General features: G+C 70.4%; 20 protein-coding genes. 11 read left to right on the plus strand and 9 right to left on the minus strand.

The features are described 5' to 3' along the window. Positions 1 to 22: 22 nt before the first annotated feature. From xerC to OG700_RS20370, 5 genes are read right to left on the minus strand one after another with little or no spacing between them, the layout of a single operon-like run. Positions 23 to 1,249 carry a tyrosine recombinase XerC gene (gene xerC / locus OG700_RS20350; RefSeq protein WP_405615581.1) on the minus strand — a complete coding sequence of 409 codons (1,227 nt, stop codon included), beginning with the start codon at positions 1,247 to 1,249 and terminating at the stop codon, positions 23 to 25. After that, the gene (locus OG700_RS20355; protein WP_405615583.1) at positions 1,246 to 1,452 is read right to left on the minus strand and encodes an excisionase family DNA-binding protein; all 207 of its coding nucleotides are present in this window, start codon (positions 1,450 to 1,452) and stop codon (positions 1,246 to 1,248) included. Before OG700_RS20355 ends, xerC begins: the two co-directional genes overlap by 4 nt. Further along, positions 1,449 to 2,873, minus strand: a complete 1,425-nt coding sequence (repSA, locus tag OG700_RS20360) for a replication initiator protein RepSA (protein WP_405615585.1) — start codon at positions 2,871 to 2,873, stop codon at positions 1,449 to 1,451. The genes OG700_RS20355 and repSA overlap by 4 nt, the downstream gene beginning before the upstream one ends. Then, entirely contained in the window at positions 2,870 to 3,082 is a 213-nt protein-coding gene (locus tag OG700_RS20365; protein WP_405615588.1) for a hypothetical protein, read from the minus strand. The genes repSA and OG700_RS20365 overlap by 4 nt, the downstream gene beginning before the upstream one ends. Beyond that, positions 3,079 to 3,624 carry a hypothetical protein gene (locus OG700_RS20370; protein WP_405615589.1) on the minus strand — a complete coding sequence of 182 codons (546 nt, stop codon included), beginning with the start codon at positions 3,622 to 3,624 and terminating at the stop codon, positions 3,079 to 3,081. Before OG700_RS20370 ends, OG700_RS20365 begins: the two co-directional genes overlap by 4 nt. 159 nt (positions 3,625 to 3,783) lie before the next feature. Between OG700_RS20370 and OG700_RS20375 the strand changes: the two genes are divergently transcribed. Next, positions 3,784 to 4,512 (plus strand): GntR family transcriptional regulator, encoded by a 729-nt coding sequence (locus OG700_RS20375; RefSeq protein WP_405615591.1) that lies wholly within the window; start codon positions 3,784 to 3,786, stop codon positions 4,510 to 4,512. A gap of 691 nt (positions 4,513 to 5,203) precedes the next feature. On the opposite strand, the gene OG700_RS20380 is transcribed toward OG700_RS20375, so the two are convergent. Genes OG700_RS20380 through OG700_RS20390 form a run of 3 tightly spaced genes read right to left on the minus strand, consistent with a single transcriptional unit; the run spans position 5,204 to position 7,087 of the window. Next, complete coding sequence (locus OG700_RS20380) at positions 5,204 to 5,629, minus strand: arsenate reductase ArsC (RefSeq protein WP_405615593.1); 426 nt, start codon at positions 5,627 to 5,629, stop codon at positions 5,204 to 5,206. Next, positions 5,622 to 6,713, minus strand: a complete 1,092-nt coding sequence (gene arsB, locus OG700_RS20385) for an ACR3 family arsenite efflux transporter (protein ID WP_405615595.1) — start codon at positions 6,711 to 6,713, stop codon at positions 5,622 to 5,624. The genes OG700_RS20380 and arsB overlap by 8 nt, the downstream gene beginning before the upstream one ends. Then, positions 6,710 to 7,087, minus strand: coding sequence for an ArsR/SmtB family transcription factor (locus OG700_RS20390; protein ID WP_405615597.1), 378 nt, complete (start codon positions 7,085 to 7,087; stop codon positions 6,710 to 6,712). The genes arsB and OG700_RS20390 overlap by 4 nt, the downstream gene beginning before the upstream one ends. A 78-nt stretch (positions 7,088 to 7,165) precedes the next feature. On the opposite strand from OG700_RS20390, the gene OG700_RS20395 reads away from it, so the two are divergent. Then, positions 7,166 to 7,606, plus strand: a complete 441-nt coding sequence (locus OG700_RS20395; protein ID WP_405615599.1) for an ArsI/CadI family heavy metal resistance metalloenzyme — start codon at positions 7,166 to 7,168, stop codon at positions 7,604 to 7,606. Positions 7,607 to 7,632: 26 nt separating this feature from the next. Here the strand turns inward: OG700_RS20395 and OG700_RS20400 are convergent, their stop codons facing one another. Beyond that, positions 7,633 to 8,835 carry an IS110 family transposase gene (locus OG700_RS20400; RefSeq protein ID WP_405610842.1) on the minus strand — a complete coding sequence of 401 codons (1,203 nt, stop codon included), beginning with the start codon at positions 8,833 to 8,835 and terminating at the stop codon, positions 7,633 to 7,635. Between the two features lie 441 nt (positions 8,836 to 9,276). Between OG700_RS20400 and OG700_RS20405 the strand changes: the two genes are divergently transcribed. The 9 genes from OG700_RS20405 to OG700_RS20445 all read left to right on the plus strand — a co-directional run bounded on the left by OG700_RS20405 (position 9,277) and on the right by OG700_RS20445 (position 20,172). Then, positions 9,277 to 9,516, plus strand: coding sequence for a hypothetical protein (locus OG700_RS20405; protein WP_405612958.1), 240 nt, complete (start codon positions 9,277 to 9,279; stop codon positions 9,514 to 9,516). Between the two features lie 175 nt (positions 9,517 to 9,691). Next, a complete protein-coding gene (locus OG700_RS20410) occupies positions 9,692 to 10,297 on the plus strand; it encodes an isochorismatase family protein (protein ID WP_405615601.1) in 606 nt (201 codons plus the stop codon). 230 nt (positions 10,298 to 10,527) lie between these two features. Next, positions 10,528 to 11,427, plus strand: a complete 900-nt coding sequence (locus OG700_RS20415; RefSeq protein WP_405615603.1) for a DUF2797 domain-containing protein — start codon at positions 10,528 to 10,530, stop codon at positions 11,425 to 11,427. Between the two features lie 45 nt (positions 11,428 to 11,472). Then, positions 11,473 to 12,405, plus strand: a complete 933-nt coding sequence (locus OG700_RS20420) for an amidohydrolase family protein (protein ID WP_405615605.1) — start codon at positions 11,473 to 11,475, stop codon at positions 12,403 to 12,405. A 121-nt stretch (positions 12,406 to 12,526) separates the two neighbouring features. Then, positions 12,527 to 13,264, plus strand: a complete 738-nt coding sequence (locus OG700_RS20425) for a response regulator transcription factor (RefSeq protein ID WP_405615607.1) — start codon at positions 12,527 to 12,529, stop codon at positions 13,262 to 13,264. Between the two features lie 29 nt (positions 13,265 to 13,293). Further along, the gene (locus tag OG700_RS20430) at positions 13,294 to 14,982 is read left to right on the plus strand and encodes a sensor histidine kinase (RefSeq protein WP_405621830.1); all 1,689 of its coding nucleotides are present in this window, start codon (positions 13,294 to 13,296) and stop codon (positions 14,980 to 14,982) included. A gap of 26 nt (positions 14,983 to 15,008) precedes the next feature. Beyond that, positions 15,009 to 16,478 carry a glycosyltransferase gene (locus OG700_RS20435; RefSeq protein WP_405615609.1) on the plus strand — a complete coding sequence of 490 codons (1,470 nt, stop codon included), beginning with the start codon at positions 15,009 to 15,011 and terminating at the stop codon, positions 16,476 to 16,478. Then, positions 16,475 to 18,562, plus strand: coding sequence for a glycosyltransferase family 39 protein (locus OG700_RS20440; RefSeq protein WP_405615612.1), 2,088 nt, complete (start codon positions 16,475 to 16,477; stop codon positions 18,560 to 18,562). The genes OG700_RS20435 and OG700_RS20440 overlap by 4 nt, the downstream gene beginning before the upstream one ends. A gap of 74 nt (positions 18,563 to 18,636) precedes the next feature. Further along, positions 18,637 to 20,172: an MFS transporter gene (locus OG700_RS20445; RefSeq protein WP_405615614.1), complete on the plus strand. Its 1,536-nt coding sequence runs from the start codon at positions 18,637 to 18,639 to the stop codon at positions 20,170 to 20,172. Positions 20,173 to 20,193: the final 21 nt, after the last annotated feature.

A 20,193-nucleotide genomic window follows, 5' to 3' on the forward strand; every position in this document is an offset into this window, starting at 1 on the left:
ACAGCAACCGTATCGGTCGCAGTCAGCCGGTACTACCCATGGCGTCCGACAGCTTGCCGATCGCGGCGCGCACTTCTTCCTCGCTCGCCTCGGCGTAGACCTCCATCGTCATAGCGATCTGTGAGTGCCGGAGGATGCGTTGAGCGATCTTCGGGTGCACCTTGAGCGCGACCAGGAGCGAGCTGCACGTGTGCCGAGTGTTCCGCAGCGGGATGACACGGAGGCTGGCCCGACGAGCCCGCAGCGCGAACATGCGCGTCAGGTTCCCTGGCTCGATCGGAGTTCCGTACTTCGTGGTGAAGACCAGGCCGTGCGTGTCCTGCCAGAGTTCACCAGCAGCCTTCCGGTCGCTGGTCTGCTGTGCGCGGCGCATCCGAAGGGCTTTCAGACAGAGTTCGGGCAGCGGCAGGAAGTCGTCTGATTCCTCGGTCTTGGTCTCACGGTGGAGGATCTGGCGCCCGGCACGCTGGATCTGGTGATCTACGTACAGCTCCCCCGTCTCGAAGTCGATGGACTTCCACGTCAGGCCCAGCACCTCGCCACGGCGAAGCCCGAGGGTCAGCACCAGCACCCAGGCCGCCAGGAGGTGGTCATTACGGGCCGCCGCGTCCGTGAGGAAACGGCCGGCATCGGCCACAGACCACGGCCTGATCCGGCGACGACGCGGCTTGGGCACCTTGACGAGGGACGCGACGTTCTTGCCGATCTCCTCTTCGCTCACCGCGTGGGTGAGGGCAGCACGAAGCGCGTCGCGAGAGCCCTGGATCACCCGTCGGGACGGATACGACTCGCAGCACTCCCCGACCGCGCAGCACTTCCGACGGCCGGGCGCCCTGTTGGTGTCCTTGCCCTGGGCGCAGCACTGGCAGATGGTCGCCAGCCTGGTCAGCCACTCGCGCACGTCCCGCACGGTGAGCTTGTCCAGCCGCTTGGTGCCAAGGTGGGGAGCGATGTAGAGCCGTACGTATCCCTCGTAGGAGACGTACGACAACGGGGCCAGGTTGGGCTTCACGATCGAGTCGAGCCAGTACGTCAGGAAGGCCACGAGCGTGCGGTGCCGCGTGGCCACCGGTCCTTTCTTGGCTTCCGTGTGGAGCTTGATCCACTTGTCGTGCACCTCGTCGCGGGTCTTGCCGTAGACGTACTTCCGGGCGCGCTTGCCGTCCGGTTTGGTCACCCAGACGTAGGCCGCGTAGCTGTTCTTGTAGGGGTAGATGGAGCCTTCGCCGTTGCTTCGCTTGCCGCTCATACCGCCAGCCCTTCAACGTCGGCGGTGACGCGCTGGATGTACTCATCGACCCAGGCCGGAAGGATGCGACGGTTGCGCCCGACCTTCACGGAGCGGATCTCTCCGGTGAGCACGAGCATCTTGGTCTTGGACAGGCCGAAGCCGAGCATGGCCGCGACTTCCGCCGTGGTGTGCCACTTCGGTTGGATCACAGTGGTGGTCACGCTGCGTCTTCCTCCCAGTCGAGTTGGTCTTGCAGTGCTTCGCGGGCGGTGTCGCGGCCCTGTCGGATGTCGCGGTGGATGTTGGCGGCGAGCCAGGACTCACCGGGGGTGTGGCCGTGTCCGGCGTAGGTCCAGTGGGCCAGGACCAACATGGAGCCCTCCGGAGCGTCGTCAGGGTCGGGCAGGCCCCGTGTCTGGCGTTCCTGGCGGGCGCGGTAGTCGGCCCGCACCTGGCGCAGGGCGCCCAACGTGGTGGAGTAGCGGCGGGACTTGGTGGAGAAGTGGCCCCGGAAGCCGAGCATGTGGGCCCACTGCCAGAGCTTGCGATCCGGGTACGCCTCGTCCAGGCGGTAGCAGGATTCGATCAACTTCCGTGCGTGCGTGGGGAGTTGGGTCGGCTTGTCGAGTTCGGAGAGTTCTCCGATCCTGCGGTCCACCGTGCCTGTGGTCTCCGCTGCCTTGGTGGCGTACTTCGCCACGTACGCGGCCACGGCCTCTTCCGTCAGCTCCTGTCCGTCGTCGGTGCCGATGGGGCGCACGTCGACCTGAGTCCCCCAGCGCAGTTCGCGGGCAGGCTCCGAATCGGCCGGCGGGACCGGGACCGAGACACGGGCGGCAGCGGCCTGGATCGCACCCGTCAGCAGGTCGACGCTGGCCCACGGCGGGGGGACGTCGTCCGGGCCTTCGGGTCCGTCGAGGCGGACGATGGCGTGGAAGTGGACCGCGCCGCGCTTCTGGAACTCAGCCACCTTCCCGAACGACACCCGGCAGACCTCTCTGAGGGCCGCCTGTGTGAGGCCCGCGCGGGCGGCCAGCTCACGCGAGAGGTAGATGGTGAAGCGCCGCCACAGGTCTCCGGCATGGTTGTTCCACAGCACCGTCCCCGCGTAGTCGTACGTCGAGGGGTTCAGCGCAGTGCCCAGCTCGGGGGCATCGTCCGCGTGGGAGCTCCCGCACCGGCACCGGCCGTTGGCGGGCTGGTTGTGGACCGGGCCGAACGACGGGGCCGTGAGCGTCGCGAACACCTTCGGATGCGCCCGCACCGTCACCGGGGTGCCCTTACGCGGGTCACCGGTCAGCCCGGCGCGGATCAGGTGGAAGGTGTCCCCGGCGTACATCCAGGCGCAGGAGGGGCAGCGCGAGGCACGCCGGTTGCCGCACGCCACCCGCAACGATCCGCCGGGCTCGCCCTCGGTCGAGTAGGAGTAGAGGACCTGGCCGGTGCGGGCATCACGGGTGGTGGTTATGCCCTGCAACCGGATCGGATCGGAGCAGCCACCGGTGCGGCGTACCTGTTCCTGCCACCGGTCGAATCCGGGTGCGTTCGCCACCCGCAACAGGTCGGCGAGGGTCAGGGGGTCAAGGCCGACCGAGGCAGCCACGGGGGCCACCTCAGCCGGGGCGACAGGGAGGAGGCTCACGCGTAGTCCTCCCTCGGGTAGCCGTGCCCGAGGGGCGGGTAGAGGCCCCGGAGCTTGGCGTCGTCTTCGGCGTACAGCGCGTCATCCACCACGGTGTAAAAGGCCGTGTACGGGCGGATGTCGTGGCGGTCCAGCCATACGGCGATCCGCTCCGAGCGCTCCTCGTCGGCCGCTTCGTGCGCGTGCAGAGGGTCGGGGAAGTACGTCACGAGATCACCGCCGAAGGCGTCGGCATGGTGCCGTCCGGGTTGTGGCCGGGGCACGCCGTCAGCGCGTAGGTGCCGTCGCCCATGTCGTAGGGGAGCCAACCGGCGCCCTCGCAGTAGCAGGCCCCTTCGACCATCGACCGACGGCTGCGGACGACAGCAGACGGGGCGACGTCGATACGGTCCGGCCCGCACAGCAGAGTCGCGGCGGCGGACTCCGCACGGTCCAGGCGTCGGGCGTTCGCGAACCGGTCGGTGTGCGCGCGGGTCTGCTCTTCCGTGGCCATCTTCGTCAGCCACAGCAGCCGGTAGCTGTGTGCGTACGCGGCCGACCGGTACAGCTCATCCAGGCCCAGACGGGCAGCACCCTGGACGACCCAGGCGACGAGCTTGGCCGTGTCCCCGCGCTGGTAGCGGAAGCGGTCGGGCATGTCGGAGGCGTAGAGCGCGACCATGCGCTCACCGTTCGACAGGTTCTCTACCGACACCAGCGACGCGGCCGAAACCTCAGGCGCAGCGTGCGGAGCAACGAGCGTTGCAGGCATGATGGAAGCTCCCTCTATGGGATCAAGGGAGCGGCGTATCTGCTTGGCGGTAGGGACGCCGCTCCCGCTTGTCTCGGTAGCTCAAGTAGAGCACTATGTGTAGCACTACACAAGGTACTCTACTAGGAAACCTCAACCCCGGAGGGAGGCCAGAGCGCTATGGCGAAGATCGGGTACACGGAAATCGCCGCTGATCTGCGGAAACAGATGCAGAACGGCATGCTCAATCCCGGAGACAAGATCCCCTCGCTCACAGAGATCCAGACGCGATACGGCGTTACCGTCACCACCGCGAATCGCGCCTTCAAGCAGCTCAAGGCCGAGGGGCTCACCTACGCCAAACCCGGAGTGGGCACGGTCGTTGCTGCGCGCCCCCGCACGGCTGTAGCTGGCGCTTCGAGGCTAGATCGCCTCAACGCCACCGGTAGCCCCTTCGCACCTGAGGAGGCGTCCACCGATCACATGGCGATGATCCGAGGGACCGACGACAACGACGTCATCGAGCAACTGCGTATCGAGCCGTATGAGGAGATCGTCATTCGCCGACGAACCCTCCGGCGCAACGATGTGCCGTACGCCGTGGGGCTGTCGTTCATCCATCAGCGCGTGCTGCGGGATGTGCCAGAGATTACCCAAAGTGGCCCCCTGTGGCCGTTCTGGCAGGAGACCTACACGGAGCGAACCGGCAAAGAGGTCACTCGCTCCCCTGAACGACGAACCGCACGTCTCGCTGCGGACTACGAACTTGAAGCCCTGGAAGTGCCTACTCCCGCTCATGCGGCCGTGCCTGTTCTCGTCCTGCACACCACGTTTTACGACGAGGATGGACCCATCGAGCTTTGGGAGGACGTCTACACGCCTGGCTTCTGGCAAGAATCGACGGGATGAGAGCTGCCCCGAACCGAGGGGGCCGTTACGGATTTCTCTACCTCATCAAGGCGCCTCGCTCCGCTCGCCGCGCGCTCCCCGGCTGCCCGCCGGGGGACGCTCCTGCCTCCGGCCCGCTCCCCCCGGCTACGCCGGTCGCGCGGCTAGAGCGAGCACCAGTGAAGGAAAACGTACGGCACGGCTTCCGGGGCGGTCGGCTCCACGGCTTTAGGCAGCCACCATGGGGCGAGCCTCTAAGATCGGGACCCCCATCGGGCTATTGCGGGCAGGTCCAAGGACTGCCCGATTCGCGGCAAGCGTACGGGCCCCGATCTCTCGCCCCATGGCAGCTCCCGCCCAAAGCCGCTCCACCAACCTTGAGCCGTCCGGGAGCTCCCGCAGCGATGATGTGGTGGGGGTAGAGATGGGGGAGGGGAGGGGGATGTACAGCAGCGAAGTACAGCAACCACAGCAACCGACCACATCCCACGGCGCCCCTCAGAACCCCAGCAGCAGCCTGTATGGACGTCGTTGACCGATCTGGCTAGAGCTACGGATCAGAAGGTTGCAGGTTCGAATCCTGCCGAGTGCACCGCAGGCCAGAGGCCCCATCGAGGAATCGATGGGGCCTCTGGCGTGTGCCCCGAATGCCTTCACGGCAGTGATTGACGGCAACGGTTCCGGCGCGCCACGCTGCCGCGCCTCTTCCCGCTCAAGCCTCCTGCGCAGGGGCGATCTCGTCGATCAGGCGGCGGATTCGTTGTTCGATCTCGTCGCGGATGGGGCGGATGGCGTCGATTCCCTGTCCCGCGGGGTCGGGCAACTGCCAGTCGAGGTAGCGCTTGCCGGGGAAGGCGGGGCAGGTGTCGCCGCAGCCCATCGTGATCACGATGTCGGATGCCCGCACGGCCTCGGTGGTGAGCACCTTCGGTATCTCGGTCGAGACGTCGATGCCCACCTCGGCCATCGCCGCGACGACGGACGGGTTCACCGTGGTGGCCGGGGTGGATCCGGCGGAGCGTACCCGGACGCGGTCCGCCGCGAGGTGGGTGAGGAAGGCGGCGGCCATCTGGGAGCGGCCGGCGTTGTGGACGCAGACGAAGAGGACGGAGGGCGGCCGGGTGGTGTTGTCAGGCATGGGTGGGGGCTTTCTCGGTGGTGGGTTTGGGGGAAGGGAAGAAGCGGCGGGCGTGGAGCGCGACGTGGACGAGGCCGATCAGGACCGGGACCTCGATCAGTGGTCCGACCACGCCGGCGAGGGCCTGCCCGGATGTGGCGCCGAAGGTGGCGATGGTGACGGCGATGGCGAGTTCGAAGTTGTTGCCCGCGGCGGTGAACGCGAGGGTGGTGGCCTTCGGGTGGTCGAGTCCGACCGCGCGTCCCAGCGCCATGGAGCCCGCCCACATGAGGGTGAAGTACACCAGCAGCGGCAGTGCGATGCGGACGACGTCGAGCGGTCGGGAGGTGATGGCGCCGCCCTGGAGGGCGAAGAGTACGACGACGGTGAACAGCAGTCCGTACAGGGCGAACGGGCCGATGCGCGGGATCAGTTTCGCCTCGTACCAGGCCCGGCCCTTGGTCTTCTCGCCGATACGGCGCGTGAGGTAGCCCGCGACGAGCGGGATTCCGAGGAAGATCAGCACGCTTCGGGCGATCTCCCATACGGATACGTCGAGTCCGGCCTGCTCAAGCCCGAGCCATCCGGGCAGCACGGACAGGTAGAACCAGCCGAGGGCCGAGAACGCGATCACCTGGAACACCGAGTTCAGGGCCACCAGGACGGCGGCGGCCTCACGGTCACCCCGGGCCAGGTCGTTCCAGATGATGACCATGGCGATGCAGCGCGCCAACCCCACGATGATCAGGCCCGTGCGGTACTCGGGGAGGTCCGGCAGGAAGAGCCACGCCAGCGCGAACATGAGCGCCGGCCCGACGAGCCAGTTCAGCACCAGCGAGAGCGACAGTAGGCGGCGGTCGCGGGTGACGGTGTCGAGGCGGTCGTAACGCACCTTCGCGAGGACCGGGTACATCATCACGAGCAGGCCCAGTGCGATCGGCAGCGATACGCCGGTCACGGTGACCCCGGCGAGCGCGTCCCCGAGGCCGGGCACGACGCGGCCGAGTCCGAGACCGAGCGCCATCGCGGCGAGAATCCACACGGCGAGGTAGCGGTCGAGGAACGACAGGCGGCCGGTGACCGCCCGCTCGGGTGCGGCGCTCATGAGGTCGCGTCGACGGACGGGCGCGTCAGGATGCCCGCGAGACGGTCGGTCATCTCGGGCAGCAGCGAGTAGTAGACCCAAGTCCCGCGCCGCTCGCAGTCGATGAGGCCGGCCTGCCGGAGCAGCTTGAGGTGATGCGAGATCGTCGGCTGCGACAGGTCGAAGGCGGGGGTCAGGTCGCAGACGCAGATCTCGCCGCCGGCGCGCGAGGCGATCATCGAGAGCAGGCGCAGGCGTACGGGGTCGCCCAGCGCCTTGAACACCTTCGCCAGTTCCAGGGCCTGTTCCCCGTCGAGGGGAGCGGTCAGCAGTCCGGGGCAGCAGGTGTCCGTCTCGTCGGCTCGGCCGAGCACCACGCGCTCTTGTTTCGACATGCTTCTATGTTGACGTTCATCGATCCAAGATGCAACCTTGAATCGACGAACATCAATACAGTCGATCGGAGCACCGCCATGTCCCGTGCCCAACTCGCCCTGCGCGTCAGCGACCTTGAAGCGTCGGTCACCTTCTACTCGAAGCTGTTCGGCACCGAACCGGTCAAGCGACGCGAGGGATACGCCAACTTCGCCATCACCGAGCCGCCGCTCAAGCTCGTCCTGATCCAGGGCGAGGCCGGCCAGGAAACCCGCCTCGACCACCTCGGGGTGGAGGTCGGGTCCACCGAGCAGGTGGCGGCGGCGACGGCACGGCTCCGGGACGCGGGCCTGGCCACGTTCGAGGAGAACGACACCTCGTGCTGCTACGCCCTCCAGGACAAGGTGTGGGTGCACGGCCCAGGCAGGGAGCCGTGGGAGGTCTACGTCGTCAAGGCCGACGCCGACACCCTCGGCAGAAGCGCCGACCCCGGCCCTGGCGGTGACGCCGGCGGTGACGCGTGCTGTACCGGCGAGTGAGCGGGGGGGTGCCCCTATGGGTTTGGTCAAGCTGATCGGGCGGGCTGGGGTTCGTAGAAGGTGCCGTCGCGGAGCATGGCGAAGAGGACGTCGGCCCGGCGTCGGGCGAGGCAGAGCAGTGCCTGGGTGTGGTGCTTGCCCTGGGCGATCTTCTTGTCGTAGTAGGCCCGGGAGGCCGGGTCGCCGAGGGCGGCGAACGCGGAGAGGAAGAAGGCTCGTTTGAGCTGTTTGTTCCCTCTCCGGGAGGGCTGTTCGCCTCGGATCGACGAGCCGGAGTTGCGGGTCGCCGGGGCGAGCCCGGCGTAGGCGGCGAGGTGGGCGGCGGAGGGGAAACTGCTGCCGTCGCCGACTTCGATGAGGATCCTTGCTCCGGTCCTGATCCCGACTCCCGGCATCGAGATCAGGACCTTGGAAAGAGGGTGGGCCTCCAGCAGTTCCTCGATCCGCCCGGCCAGGAGCTTGCGCTGGTCGAGGACGGCGGTGAGGGAGGCGGCCAGGCTCGGGACGATCAGTGCGGCTGCCTCGGTGCCGGGCACCACCACGGTCTGCTCGTCCAGCGCGGTGAATATGTCCTCGGCCAGTCGCTCGGCCATGCGCGGTGCCTTCGGCCTCAGCAGCGTGACCAGCCGGCGTCGGCCTGCCTTGCGGATCTGGGCCGGTGACCCGAACCGTTCCAGCAGGGCCAGGACGGCCGGGTGCTGCAACCGCGGGCCCAGGACCCGTTCCAGGGACGGGTGGATCTGGGTCAGCAGTCCGTGGAGTCGGTTCGCGACCCGGGTAGCCTCGCCCGTCAGGTCGTCGTCGAAGCCGACGATCATCTCCAGCTCGGCGATCGTCTCGTCTTCGAGGTCGACCGAGCGCAGGGTGTGAGGCATCGCGCGGGCGGCGTCGGCGATGATGAACGCGTCCTTGGCGTCGGTCTTGGCCTCGCCGGGGTAGAGGTCGGCGATCCGCCGCATCGTCAGGCCCGGCAGATAGGCGACCGGGCAGCCCATGTCCCGGGCCACGGCCAGCGGCAGGGCGCCGATCGAGGCGGGCTGGTCGACTACGACCAGCACCGTTCCGTGCTTGGCCTGGAGTTTCGCGAACAACTCCCGGAGCTTGGGCTCGGTGTTGGGCAGGCGTTTGTCGAACGCCTTCTTCCCGGCCGGTGTGACGGCGGTGGCGTGATGTTCGCCCTTGCCGACGTCCAGGCCGAGAAAGACGTCGATGTCGCCGGTGTCGATCACGTGCGTCCTTTGGTCGTGCCCTGCCCGGCCTCACCCACGGCACCGATCCGCCACATCCACATTACGAAGAGCCTCCCTGGCTCCCGGAGGAGTCGGTGGTCATGCCCCTAATCAGCGGTCAGTCAGTGCCTCCGGGCCCGGTGACACCACCCCCCGGATCATGGTTAACAAGGGGGGGAAGTCATGCCGGGCCCGGAGGCCGGGAGCCCCGTTGCGGGGCCACGAAAAAGGTAATGGGGGGGCTGGGCCGGCGGGCCCAAGTCGCGGGTTGGGCCCGGGGTTGGGCCTTGGGACCCATGTCGGGGGGTGGGGTGGCGTCGTACTTTTCTCATGTCGCCAGCGAGACCGGGCAGCAGCAGGAAGCCCGGAGACGCGAGTGGCACCAAAGACTTGTACGAGTCGGCCGGTAGTCGGCCGGCCGACTACCAAAAGGGGAATCTCATGTCGAACGTCACGCTGAAGGCCGCCACCAACGCCAGGCTCTACGTCGGTACGTGGGCGAACACCGCTGTCACCGCGATGAAGCGTCGCGGCGACAAGGGTCAGGGCGCGGTCGAGTACGTGGGTGTCATTGTCCTGGTGGCGCTGATCATCGCCGCGATCGTGGGCTCGGGTGTCGCGGAGGACATCGGCACCGGTCTGTCGGACACGGTCACCGAGATCCTCAGCGGCGAGGGATGATCCGACCGACTCGTTGAGTGAGTGAGTACAGGGCAGGCCGCATCCATCCCCGGCCAGGGTGGTGGCGGACCTGCCCTCTCGCGTTGTCGCGACGTCCGGTTTCGCCGGCCCGGCCCGGCCAGGTGTGGGGCTTTAAACGTTTGTGGGGGTGCCCGCAGGCGGCGATCATCGCGGGATGAGTGACGTCGCGGCCGTCCAGGCCTTGGTTGTTGTCGATGTGCAGCGCGCCTTCTTCACCGGGGCGGGGGCCGCGCCCGGGTCCCGGGAGGTGCGGGAAGCGGTTGAAGGGATGGTCGGGCGGGCCCGGGAGCGTGGGGTGCTCGTCGTGCACCTTCAGAACGACGGGGACGCCGGCGCCGACGACGAGGTGGGTACCGCGGGGTGGGAGCTTGCCCTGCCCGTCGTGGCGGGGGACCGCGAGGTCGTCGTGCGCAAGGAGCACGACGACGGGTTCGCGGGGACAGACCTCGGCGGGCTGTTGGTGGCCGCCGGGGTGAAGGGGATCGCCGTGTGCGGCGTGATGTCCGAGATGTGCGTGTCGGCCACCGCGCGGACCGCGCTGGCGCGCGGCTACCGGGTCGTACTGCCGCACGACGCCCACACGACGTACGACGTCCCGGCCGCCGAGGGCATCAGCGACACCGTCCCCGCCGCGATGGTGTCGCGGGTCGCCGAGTGGGCACTCGGGGACGAGGTGGAGATCGTCGCGCGGGCCGTCGACGTGCGGTTCGAGGAGCGGTTCGCGGAGTGCTTCGAGGGGCGGTTCGCGGGGCGGGAGTGACCGTTCAGGTCGGGACCGCCACCGATCCGGCTGGCGTCCTCGTAGACGATCCTGCCGGGCGCCACCGCACTGCTCAGGTGTCGGCCTGCCGCCCCGCGCCAGGCCGTTGGCCGGCGCGAAGATGCCTGGGGAGTGGCCGCGCGGGCTCCCGGCCTGGGACTGGAAACGGATGTAATGGAGGGTGGGGGTGGGAGGGGCATCCGGAAGTTCCAGCAGATCGGGGAAGCGCGATGGGGTGGCGGTGCGGTGGGCTGCGGTGGCGTCCCGACGGGGGTGAGCTGGTCTGGCGGGACGGCGGGTGTGAGCGGCGCAGTGCGCTCGGGTACGGGCGGGACCTCGGGTTCCGGGCCGTCGGGGAGCGGCACTGCGCCGGGGTGCGGGGGCAGGTCTGTCCGCTCGGCGCCGTCGTGGGTGGGCGGAGTACCGGCGGGCAGTGTCCCGAGTGTGCGCGGCTCGACCGGTCGCGGTCCGTGGCCGCCGACACCGTCGCGGACGATCCGCAGCCGTACACGGTCTATCTGGCGTGGTTCGGCCCCGGCATGGTCAAGGTCGGGATCACGGCCGAGGCGCGCGGGTCGGCGCGGCTGCTCGAACAGGGGGCCGTGGTGTTCACGAGGCTCGGGCGCGGGCCGCTGATGGCGGCGCGGCGGACCGAGGAGTTGCTGCGTACGGCGCTGGGGGTGCCGGACCGCGTGCCGTACGCCGCGAAGCGCGCCGTACGCGCCGCGTTGCCGGTCGATCCGGCCGAACGCGCCTCGGAGATACGGGAGTTGTACGGTCGGGCCGTCGCGCTTGCCGGGTGGCCGGAGTCGTTGGAGCGCGCGGAGTGCGAACCGGTCGATCACGTGGGCGTGTTCGGGCTGGCCGGGACCCCGCCCGTGACGGGGGTGATCGGCGAACTGGTCGACGGAGGGCGCGTCGCCGGGCGGCTCGTGGCCGCCGCCGGGCCCGATCTGCACCTGGAGTGCGGTGACGGCGCGGTGCTCGTGCTCGACACCCGGCTCGTACGGGGGTGGGAACTCGCCAGTGCCGGTTCCGGCACCGGAACCGGGGGCGTGACCGTGCCCGTACGACACGTGGGGGGCGCCGACCGCGCCGTACGGGTACATGTACAGGGAGGGTTGTTCTGAGCGAGACCGCTGGACAGCGCGCCGCCCGGATCGGAGGCTGGCGGGATGGATGATCAAGCAGCCGAGATCGAGGCCGTGCGGGCGTTCCGGGACCAGCTCTCGTTGCCCGGACTCATCGACGTGCACACGCACTTCATGCCCGACCGTGTCCTGCGCAAGGTGTGGGCGTACTTTGACAGCGTCGGACCCCAAACCGGTGTGGAGTGGCCCATCGCCTACCGGCACGAGGAGGACCAACGCGTCGCGCTCCTGCGCGCGTTCGGCGTCCGCGCGTACACCTCGATGCTCTACCCCCACAAGCCCGGCATGGCCGACTGGCTCAACGGCTGGGCCGCCGGATTCGCCGCGCGGACGCCCGACTGCCTCCGGACCGCGACCCTTTTCCCGGAGGAGGGCGTGGAGACGTACGTACGCGAGGCCGTCGAGTCCGGCGCGCGGATCTTCAAGTCGCATCTCCAGGTGGGGGGTTACGATCCCAACGACGAACTCCTGGACCCGGCCTGGGGGTTGCTCGCCGACGCCGGAGTGCCGGTGGTGATGCACTGCGGATCGGGCCCGCAGCCAGGCAAGTTCACCGGGCCCGAGCCCGTGGGGCGGCTGCTCGCGCGCCATCCGCGACTGCGGCTGGTCGTCGCGCACATGGGGATGCCGGAGTACACGGACTTCCTGGACCTGGCCGACCGGTACGGCGGGGTGCTGCTCGACACGACGATGGCGTTCACCGACTTCATCGAGGCTTTCGCGCCGTTCCCGGCTGGGGCGGATGCCAAGGCCCGGCTGGCGGATCTGGGGGACCGGATCCTGCTCGGTTCGGACTTTCCCAACATTCCGTACCCGTACCTCCACCAGTTGGAGGTCATCGAACGGCTCGGGCTCGGCGACGACTGGACACGCGCCGTCTGTTACGGGAACGGCGCCCGCCTCTTCGGGCTGGAGGACACCGGCACCGGAACCGGCACCGGCACCGGCACCGACTGAGACGCGCGGGGCGCCCCGGCTCAGGCGCCCCGGTTTCCGCGCCCTCCCGGTTTCCGCGTTCTCAGGGAATTCACAGAAAGCGGCAAGGGCGTTCTCAGGCGGCTTCCCCAGTGTGGGCACCATGACCGTCACCGCGCCCCGGGGGCGTACCGAAATGATCAAGCCGGACGGCAGCCCCGTCCGGGTCCTTGTCGTGGACGACGAAGCCTCGCTCGCCGAGCTGATGTCCATGACCCTGCGGTACGAGGGGTGGGAGGTCCGTAGCGCGGGTGACGGCGCCGGCGCCGTCCGTTCGGCGCGGGAGTTCCGGCCCGACGCGGTGGTGCTGGACGTGATGCTGCCCGACATGGACGGCATCGCCGTTCTCGGGCGGCTCCGCCAGGAGCTGCCCCAGGTGCCGGTTCTCTTCCTCACCGCCAAGGACGCCGTGGAGGACCGGATCGCGGGACTCACGGCGGGCGGTGACGACTACGTCACCAAGCCCTTCAGCCTGGAGGAGGTCGTGGCCCGCCTGCGCGGGCTGATACGGCGCTCCGGGACCGCCGCCGCACGCAGCGAATCGGTGCTGGTCGTGGGCGACTTGACCCTCGACGAGGACAGTCACGACGTCAGCCGGGGCGGGCGGTCCATCCATCTCACGGCGACGGAGTTCGAACTGCTGCGCTTCCTGATGCGCAACCCGCGGCGCGTGCTGAGCAAGGCCCAGATCCTCGACCGCGTGTGGTCGTACGACTTCGGCGGCCAGGCGAATGTGGTGGAGCTGTACATCTCGTACCTGCGACGGAAGATCGACGCGGGCCGGCAGCCGATGATCCACACCCGGCGCGGGGCGGGGTATCTGATCAAGCCCGGAGAGTAGCGGCGGTGGCGGTGGCGGTGGCGGTGGCGATGACGGCGGTGCGGGATCGAGTACGCGGGCGGGGCGGGCGGTACGGGCGGGGCGGTCGAGGTGGGCGCGCACGTACGACTCCGAGGCGGGCGCCCAAGCGCTGGTCGCTGCGTACGCGCCTCGTCGTGTCGGCGGTCTCGCTGATCGCCGTCGTGGCCGCCGTGATCGGCGCGGTGACGACGATCGCGTTCCGCTCGTACCAGTACGACCAGCTCGACGCCCAGGTCCACGCGATCGCCGAACGGGCCGCCGGACCGCACAAGCGGGCCGACCGGCCGCCGGGCGAGGTCCTGCAGCCCCGGCCGGCGGATGTGAAGGAACCGCTCAGGACCATCACCGGCGGTGGCGCCCCGATCGGAACGGTCGGCCTCGAACTGACCGGCACCGGCCCGGGCGACGTCGGCCGGGGCCTGATCAGCGCCCAGACGAGCGACGACGACCGGGGCCAGCAGGTCACCGGGCACGCGCTCACCGACTCCGAGACGGCCGCCCTGGCCACGGTCCCGCGCGACGGCGACGCGCACAGCGTGACCCTCGCCGACCTGGGCGACTACCGCGCCGAGTACGTCTCCGGCGTCAACGGCTCGTTCCTCGTCGGCGTGCCGCTCAGCGACGTCCAGGACACCCTCGCCACGCTCATCGTGGTCGAGATCTGCGTCACCGTCGCGGGCCTGGTCGCCGCCGGGATCGCGGGCGGGGTGCTGGTCGGGGTGGCCCTGCGGCCGTTGCGGCGCGTCGCGGCGACCGCCACCCTCGTCGCCGAACTCCCCCTGCACAGCGGCGAGGTGGCGCCTCTGACGCGGCTGCCGGACACCGAGGCCGATCCGCGTACGGAGGTCGGTCAGGTCGGCGCCGCGCTCAACCGGATGCTGGGGCACGTCGGTTCGGCGCTCGCCGCGCGGCAGGAGAGCGAGACGCGGGTACGGCGCTTCGTCGCCGACGCGAGCCACGAGCTGCGGACACCGCTCGCCTCCATCCGCGGTTACGCCGAACTCACCCGGCGCGGACCAGAGAAGACCGGTCCCGACACCCGGCACGCGCTCGGCCGCATCGAGGCCGAGGCGGAGCGGATGACCGGGCTGGTGGACGATCTGCTGCTGCTGGCACGGCTCGACGCCGGCCGGCCGCTCGCGTACGGGACGACGGACCTTTCCCCGCTCGTCGTGGACGCGGTCGGCGACGCGCGGGCCGCCGGGCAGGGGCACCACTGGCGGCTGGAGCTGCCGGACGAGCCCGCGAACGTGCGCGGCGACGCCCCCAGGCTCCAGCAGGTGCTCGTCAACCTGCTGGCCAACGCCCGGACGCACACCCCGCCGGGGACGACCGTCACGGCGCGCGTGCGCGCCGATGCCGCTGCCGCCGACGTCCGGGTCGATGTGATGGACGACGGGCCAGGCATCCCGCCCGCGCTCCTGCCGCACGTCTTCGAACGCTTCGCACGCGGCGACGCGTCCCGCTCCCGGACGGCGGGCGCCGCCGCCTACTCCACCGGTCTCGGCCTCGCCATCGTGCAGGCCGTCGTCACCGCGCACGGCGGCGGCGTCCATGTCGAGAGCGAGCCCGGCCGCACCGTCTTCACGGTGCGCCTCCCGGCCGACGCCACCGCGTCCCCCACCACCGCGTCCCCCACCACCCCCACGACCGTTGTGGACTCACAGCCGCACCACAGGCTCAGCACACTGCCGTGACAGCCTGACCGCCGAGTGTCGGTCGTATGCGAACCGACACCGACAGCCCGTGGGGCAGCCTCCCGGCCAGGGAACACCTCCCGGTCGAAGCGCTCGACGCGAGGCCCCCCACCGGCGTCCCCGGCCCCACCGGCCCCACCGGCGTCCGCAGTACGACCGGCCCCACCGGCCCCACCGGCGTCCGCAGTACGACCGGCCCCACCGGCCCCACCGGCCCCAAAAGCGCCCCCGGCGCCCCCGTGCTCGACGTGACCATCCCCGTCCACAACGAGGAGCAGGACCTGGAGTCGTGCGTACGGCGGCTCCACGACCACCTCGCCCGCACCTTCCCGTACCGCTTCCGCATCACCGTCGCGGACAACGCCAGCACCGACCGCACGCCCGCCGTGGCGGCCCGGCTCGCGGCGTCGATCCCCGAGGTGACCGCGTACCGGCTGGAGGAGAAGGGGCGCGGGCGGGCGCTGCGTACCGTCTGGTCGCACTCCGACTCCCCCGTCCTCGCCTACATGGACGTCGACCTGTCCACCGACCTCAACGCGCTGCTGCCGCTCGTCGCGCCGCTGATCTCGGGCCACTCGGACCTGGCGATCGGCTCACGCCTCGCGCGCTCGTCGCGCGTCGTACGCGGCCCCAAGCGGGAGTTCATCTCGCGCGCCTACAACCTGATCCTCAAGTCGTCGCTCTCCGCGCGCTTCAGCGACGCGCAGTGCGGCTTCAAGGCGATACGGGGCGAGGTCGCCGAGCGGCTGCTGCCGATGGTCGAGGACACCGGGTGGTTCTTCGACACCGAGATGCTGGTGCTCGCCGAACGGGCCGGGCTGCGGATCCACGAGGTGCCGGTCGACTGGGTCGACGACCCGGACAGCCGTGTGCACATCGTGAGCACGGCGATCGACGACCTCAAGGGCGTCTGGCGGGTCGGGCGCGCGCTCGCGGTCGGCGCGCTGCCGCTCGACCGGCTCGCCCGGCCCTTCGGCGACGACCCGCGGGACCGCGCGATCGGCGGCGTCCCCGGCGGCCTCGCCCGCCAGTTGGTCGGCTTCTGCGTCGTCGGCGCGCTGTCGACCCTCTTCTATCTGTTGCTCTACTCCCTTTTCCGTACGGCCTCCGGGGCTCAAGCGGCCAATGCTGCCGCCCTGTTGGTCTCGGCGGTCGCGAACACCGCGGCCAATCGCCGGCTGACGTTCGGCGTACGGGGCCGGGAGCGCGCCGTACGCCATCAGGCCCAGGGTCTGGTCGTCTTCGGTATCGGTCTCGCGCTGACCAGCGGCTCGCTGGCCGCGCTCGACGCGGCTTCCGGGAACCCCGCCCACGGCACGGAACTGGCCGTCCTGATCTCCGCCAACCTCGCGGCGACGGTGCTGCGCTTCCTCCTCTTCCGCGCGTGGGTCTTCCCCGACCGGCGCGGCGTCGGCGAACAGCCCACGACCCAGGAAGCCCAGCAGGCCCAGGAAGCCCAGCAGACCCACAGGACCCCGGAACGGAGCGCCCGATGACCCACGCCCTCGCCACCGGCGCACCGACCGCCGGACCCGCCCACCGCGCCGTCCCCCTTCTCGCGCGGCTGCGCCGCGGCAGGCCCGAGGACGCGCCCTGGGTACGCCCCGCCTTCCTCGCCCTGCTGCTCGCGGCGCTGGTCCTCAACCTGTGGAGCCTCGGCGACTCCGGATACGCCAACTCCTTCTACTCCGCGGCCGTTCAGGCGGGTGGCGAGAGCTGGAAGGCGTTCTTCTTCGGCTCGTCCGACGCGGGGAACTCCATCACCGTCGACAAACCCCCGGCCGCCCTGTGGCCGATGGCCCTGTCCGTACGGCTCTTCGGTCTCGGGTCGTGGCAGATCCTGGTGCCCGAGGCGCTGATGGGTGTCGGCACGATCGCCGCGCTGTACGCGGCGGTCCGCCGCCGCTTCAGCGCATCGGCGGGGCTCATCGCGGGCGCGGTGTTCGCGCTGACGCCCGTCGCCGCGCTGATGTTCCGCTTCAACAACCCGGACGCGCTGCTGGCGTTGCTGATGACGGTCACGGTCTACTGCGTGCTGCGCGCGCTGGAAGGGGCCCGGACGCGCTGGCTGGTGTGGGCGGGTGTCGCGATGGGCTTCGCGTTCCTGACGAAGACGCTCCAGGCGTTCCTGATCCTGCCGCCGCTCGCGCTCGTGTACGCGGTGTGCGCGCCCACGTCCGTACGGCGCCGAATCGGCCAACTGGCCGCCGCCGGGCTTGCGTTGGTGGTCGCAGGTGGCTGGTGGGTCGCGATCGTCGAGCTGTGGCCGGCCGCGTCCCGCCCGTACATCGGCGGCTCGCAGACCAACTCCTTCCTCGAACTCACCCTTGGCTACAACGGACTTGGCCGTATCAGCGGTGACGAGCCCGGCAGCGTCGGCGGTGGGGGCGGGGGAGGCGGGCGCCGTGGCGGTGAGACCGGCATCGGCCGGATGTTCAGCGACAGCATCGGCGGTCAGATCTCCTGGCTGCTGCCCGCCGCGCTGTTCCTGCTGGTCGCCGGTCTGGTGCTGACCTGGCGGGCCAGGACGAGCCCCGGCCGCACGAATCTCGCACGCTCCTCGTTCCTGGTCTGGGGCGGTGCGCTGCTGACGACGGCGGGGGTCTTCTCCTTCATGGCGGGGATCTTCCACGAGTACTACACGGTGGCGCTCGCGCCGTACATCGCCGCCCTGGTCGGCATGGGCGTGACGGTGCTGTGGGAGGAGCGCGCCACGTTCCTCGCGTCGGCCGCGCTGGGTGTGACCGTGGCGGGGACGGCGGTCTGGGCGTTCGTGCTGCTCGGCCGTACGCCGGACTTCGTGCCGTGGCTGCGCTGGGCTGTGCTGGCCGGCGGGCTGACCGCGGCGGTGGCGCTGACGGTCGTGGGCCGGATCGGCCGGGAGGGGCGGTTCCGCACCCTCGGGCCCCGGATGGCGGTGGGCGCCGTCGTGCTGGCGGTCGCCGCGTCGCTGGCGGCGCCGCTCGCGTACACGCTGTCCACGGTCAGCACCCCGCACTCGGGGTCGATCGTGACGGCGGGCCCGGCGGCGGCGCGCGGTGGCGGTGGCGGTGCGGGTGGTCCGGGCGGTGGTGGCGGTGCGGGTGATCCGGGCGGTGGTGGCGACGACGACGGCGGCGGTGCTGCCGGTGCCCGGCCCCCACGCCCCGCCGGCGGCCAGACCCCGCAGGGCGGCGGAGGTGGCGGCGGGATGGCCGGTCTGCTCGACGGCCAGGCCGTCAGCGCCGAGGTGGCAGCGGCGCTGAAGAAGGACGCCGGTGACTACACGTGGGTCGCCGCGACGACCGGCTCCCAGAACGCCGCGACCAACCAACTCGCCACCAGGGAAGCGGTGATGGCGATCGGCGGCTTCAACGGCAGCGACCCGTCCCCGACGCTCGACCAGTTCAAGCGCCATGTCGCGGACGGCGAGATCCACTACTTCTTCGGAGGCGGCGGGGTCGGCGGCGGAGGCGGGGCTGGCGGGGCGGGCGGCGGTCAGGAGGGTTCGGCCTCGGCCATCTCCACCTGGGTGCAGTCCACGTACAAGGAGGTCACCGTGGGCGGCACGACCCTCTACGATCTGACCGCCACCAAGTAGCTATACGGCGTAAGAGAGTTTCTTGTACGGTGTACGGGGCCGATTGGTCCCGTACACCGTAAAGGACTCTCCGTATGAAGGCGTCGGCCGCCGACACCACTACCACTCCCGACTCGCCGGTTCCCGGCCGCCACCCCCAGCGCTGGCTGATCCTCGGCGTCATCTGTCTCGCCCAGCTCACCGTGCTCATCGACAACACCGTCCTCAGCGTCGCGATCCCCTCCCTCACCACCGAACTCGACGCGTCGACCGCCGACGTCCAGTGGATGATCAACGCCTACTCACTCGTCCAGTCCGGCCTCCTGCTCACCGCGGGCAACGCCGCCGACCGCTACGGCCGCAAGAGGATGCTCGTCGCCGGCCTCGCGCTGTTCGGCATCGGCTCCCTGGCCGCCGGACTCGCGCAGTCCTCGGGCCAGTTGATCGCCGCCCGCGCCGGAATGGGCGTCGGCGGGGCGCTGTTGATCACCACCACGCTCGCCGTCGTCGTCACGATCTTCGACGACGAGGAGCGGGTACGGGCCATCGGCCTGTGGGCGACGGTCAATTCGCTCGGCTTCGCGGCCGGACCCCTGCTCGGCGGCGCCGTCCTCGACCACTTCTGGTGGGGCGCGATCTTCCTCATCAACATCCCGGTCGTCGCACTCGGCCTGGTCGCCGTCATCGCGCTCGTACCGGAGTCCCGGACCAAACAGGGCGCCCGCCCCGACCTGCTGGGCGCGCTGCTCTCCGTCATCGGCATGACCTCCGTCGTGTACGCGATCATCTCCGGCCCCGACCACGGCTGGACCTCCGTCCACGTGCTGCTCCCGGCGGGCGTCGGCGTGCTCGTCATGGGCGCGTTCGCGTACTGGGAAGTGCGTGTCCCGTACCCGATGCTGGACATGCACTTCTTCCGGAACCAGCGCTTCGTCGGCGCCGTCGCGGGCGCGCTCCTCGTCGCCTTCGGCATGACGGGCTCGCTGTACCTGCTCACGCAGCATCTGCAATTCGTCATGGGATACGGCCCGTTGGACGCCGGTCTGCGGACGGCACCGCTCGCCGTCACCGTCGTCCTGCTCAACCTCGTGGGCGTAGGAGCCTGGCTCGTACGGAAGTTGGGCACGCCCACCACCATCGCCCTCGGCATGTCCCTGGTCTCCGCCGGTCTCGCGGCCATCGCGGTCCTGGGTGCCGGCGGCTACAGCGGCATGCTGCTCGGACTCGTCGTGATGGGCGCGGGCGTCGCGCTGTCGATGCCCGCCATGGCCAACGCCATCATGAGCGCGATCCCGCCGGAGAAGGCGGGCGTCGGCGCGGGCGTCAACGGCACGCTCGCCGAGTTCGGCAACGGTCTCGGGGTCGCCGTACTCGGAGCCGTACTCAACTCCCGGTTCGCCGCGCTCGTCCCCGCCGCCGTGGGCGCGTCCTCGCTGCCCGCCGCGCTCGCGGCCGTCGACGCGGGGCCGGGCGGGGACGCGGAGCGCGCCGCGATCTCCGACGCGTTCGCCTCCGGCCTGGAGACCAGCCAGTTGGTGGGCGCGGTGGCGGTACTGGCGGGTGGCCTGCTCGCCGCGCTGCTGCTGCGCCGAGCGGAGCGGGCGGACCGGCCCGAGGCGTCAGCGGCATAGCATCGGAGCCGCACGAACGGG

It is taken from the genome of Streptomyces sp. NBC_01508 (assembly GCF_045040315.1).
GTDB lineage: Bacteria > Actinomycetota > Actinomycetes > Streptomycetales > Streptomycetaceae > Streptomyces.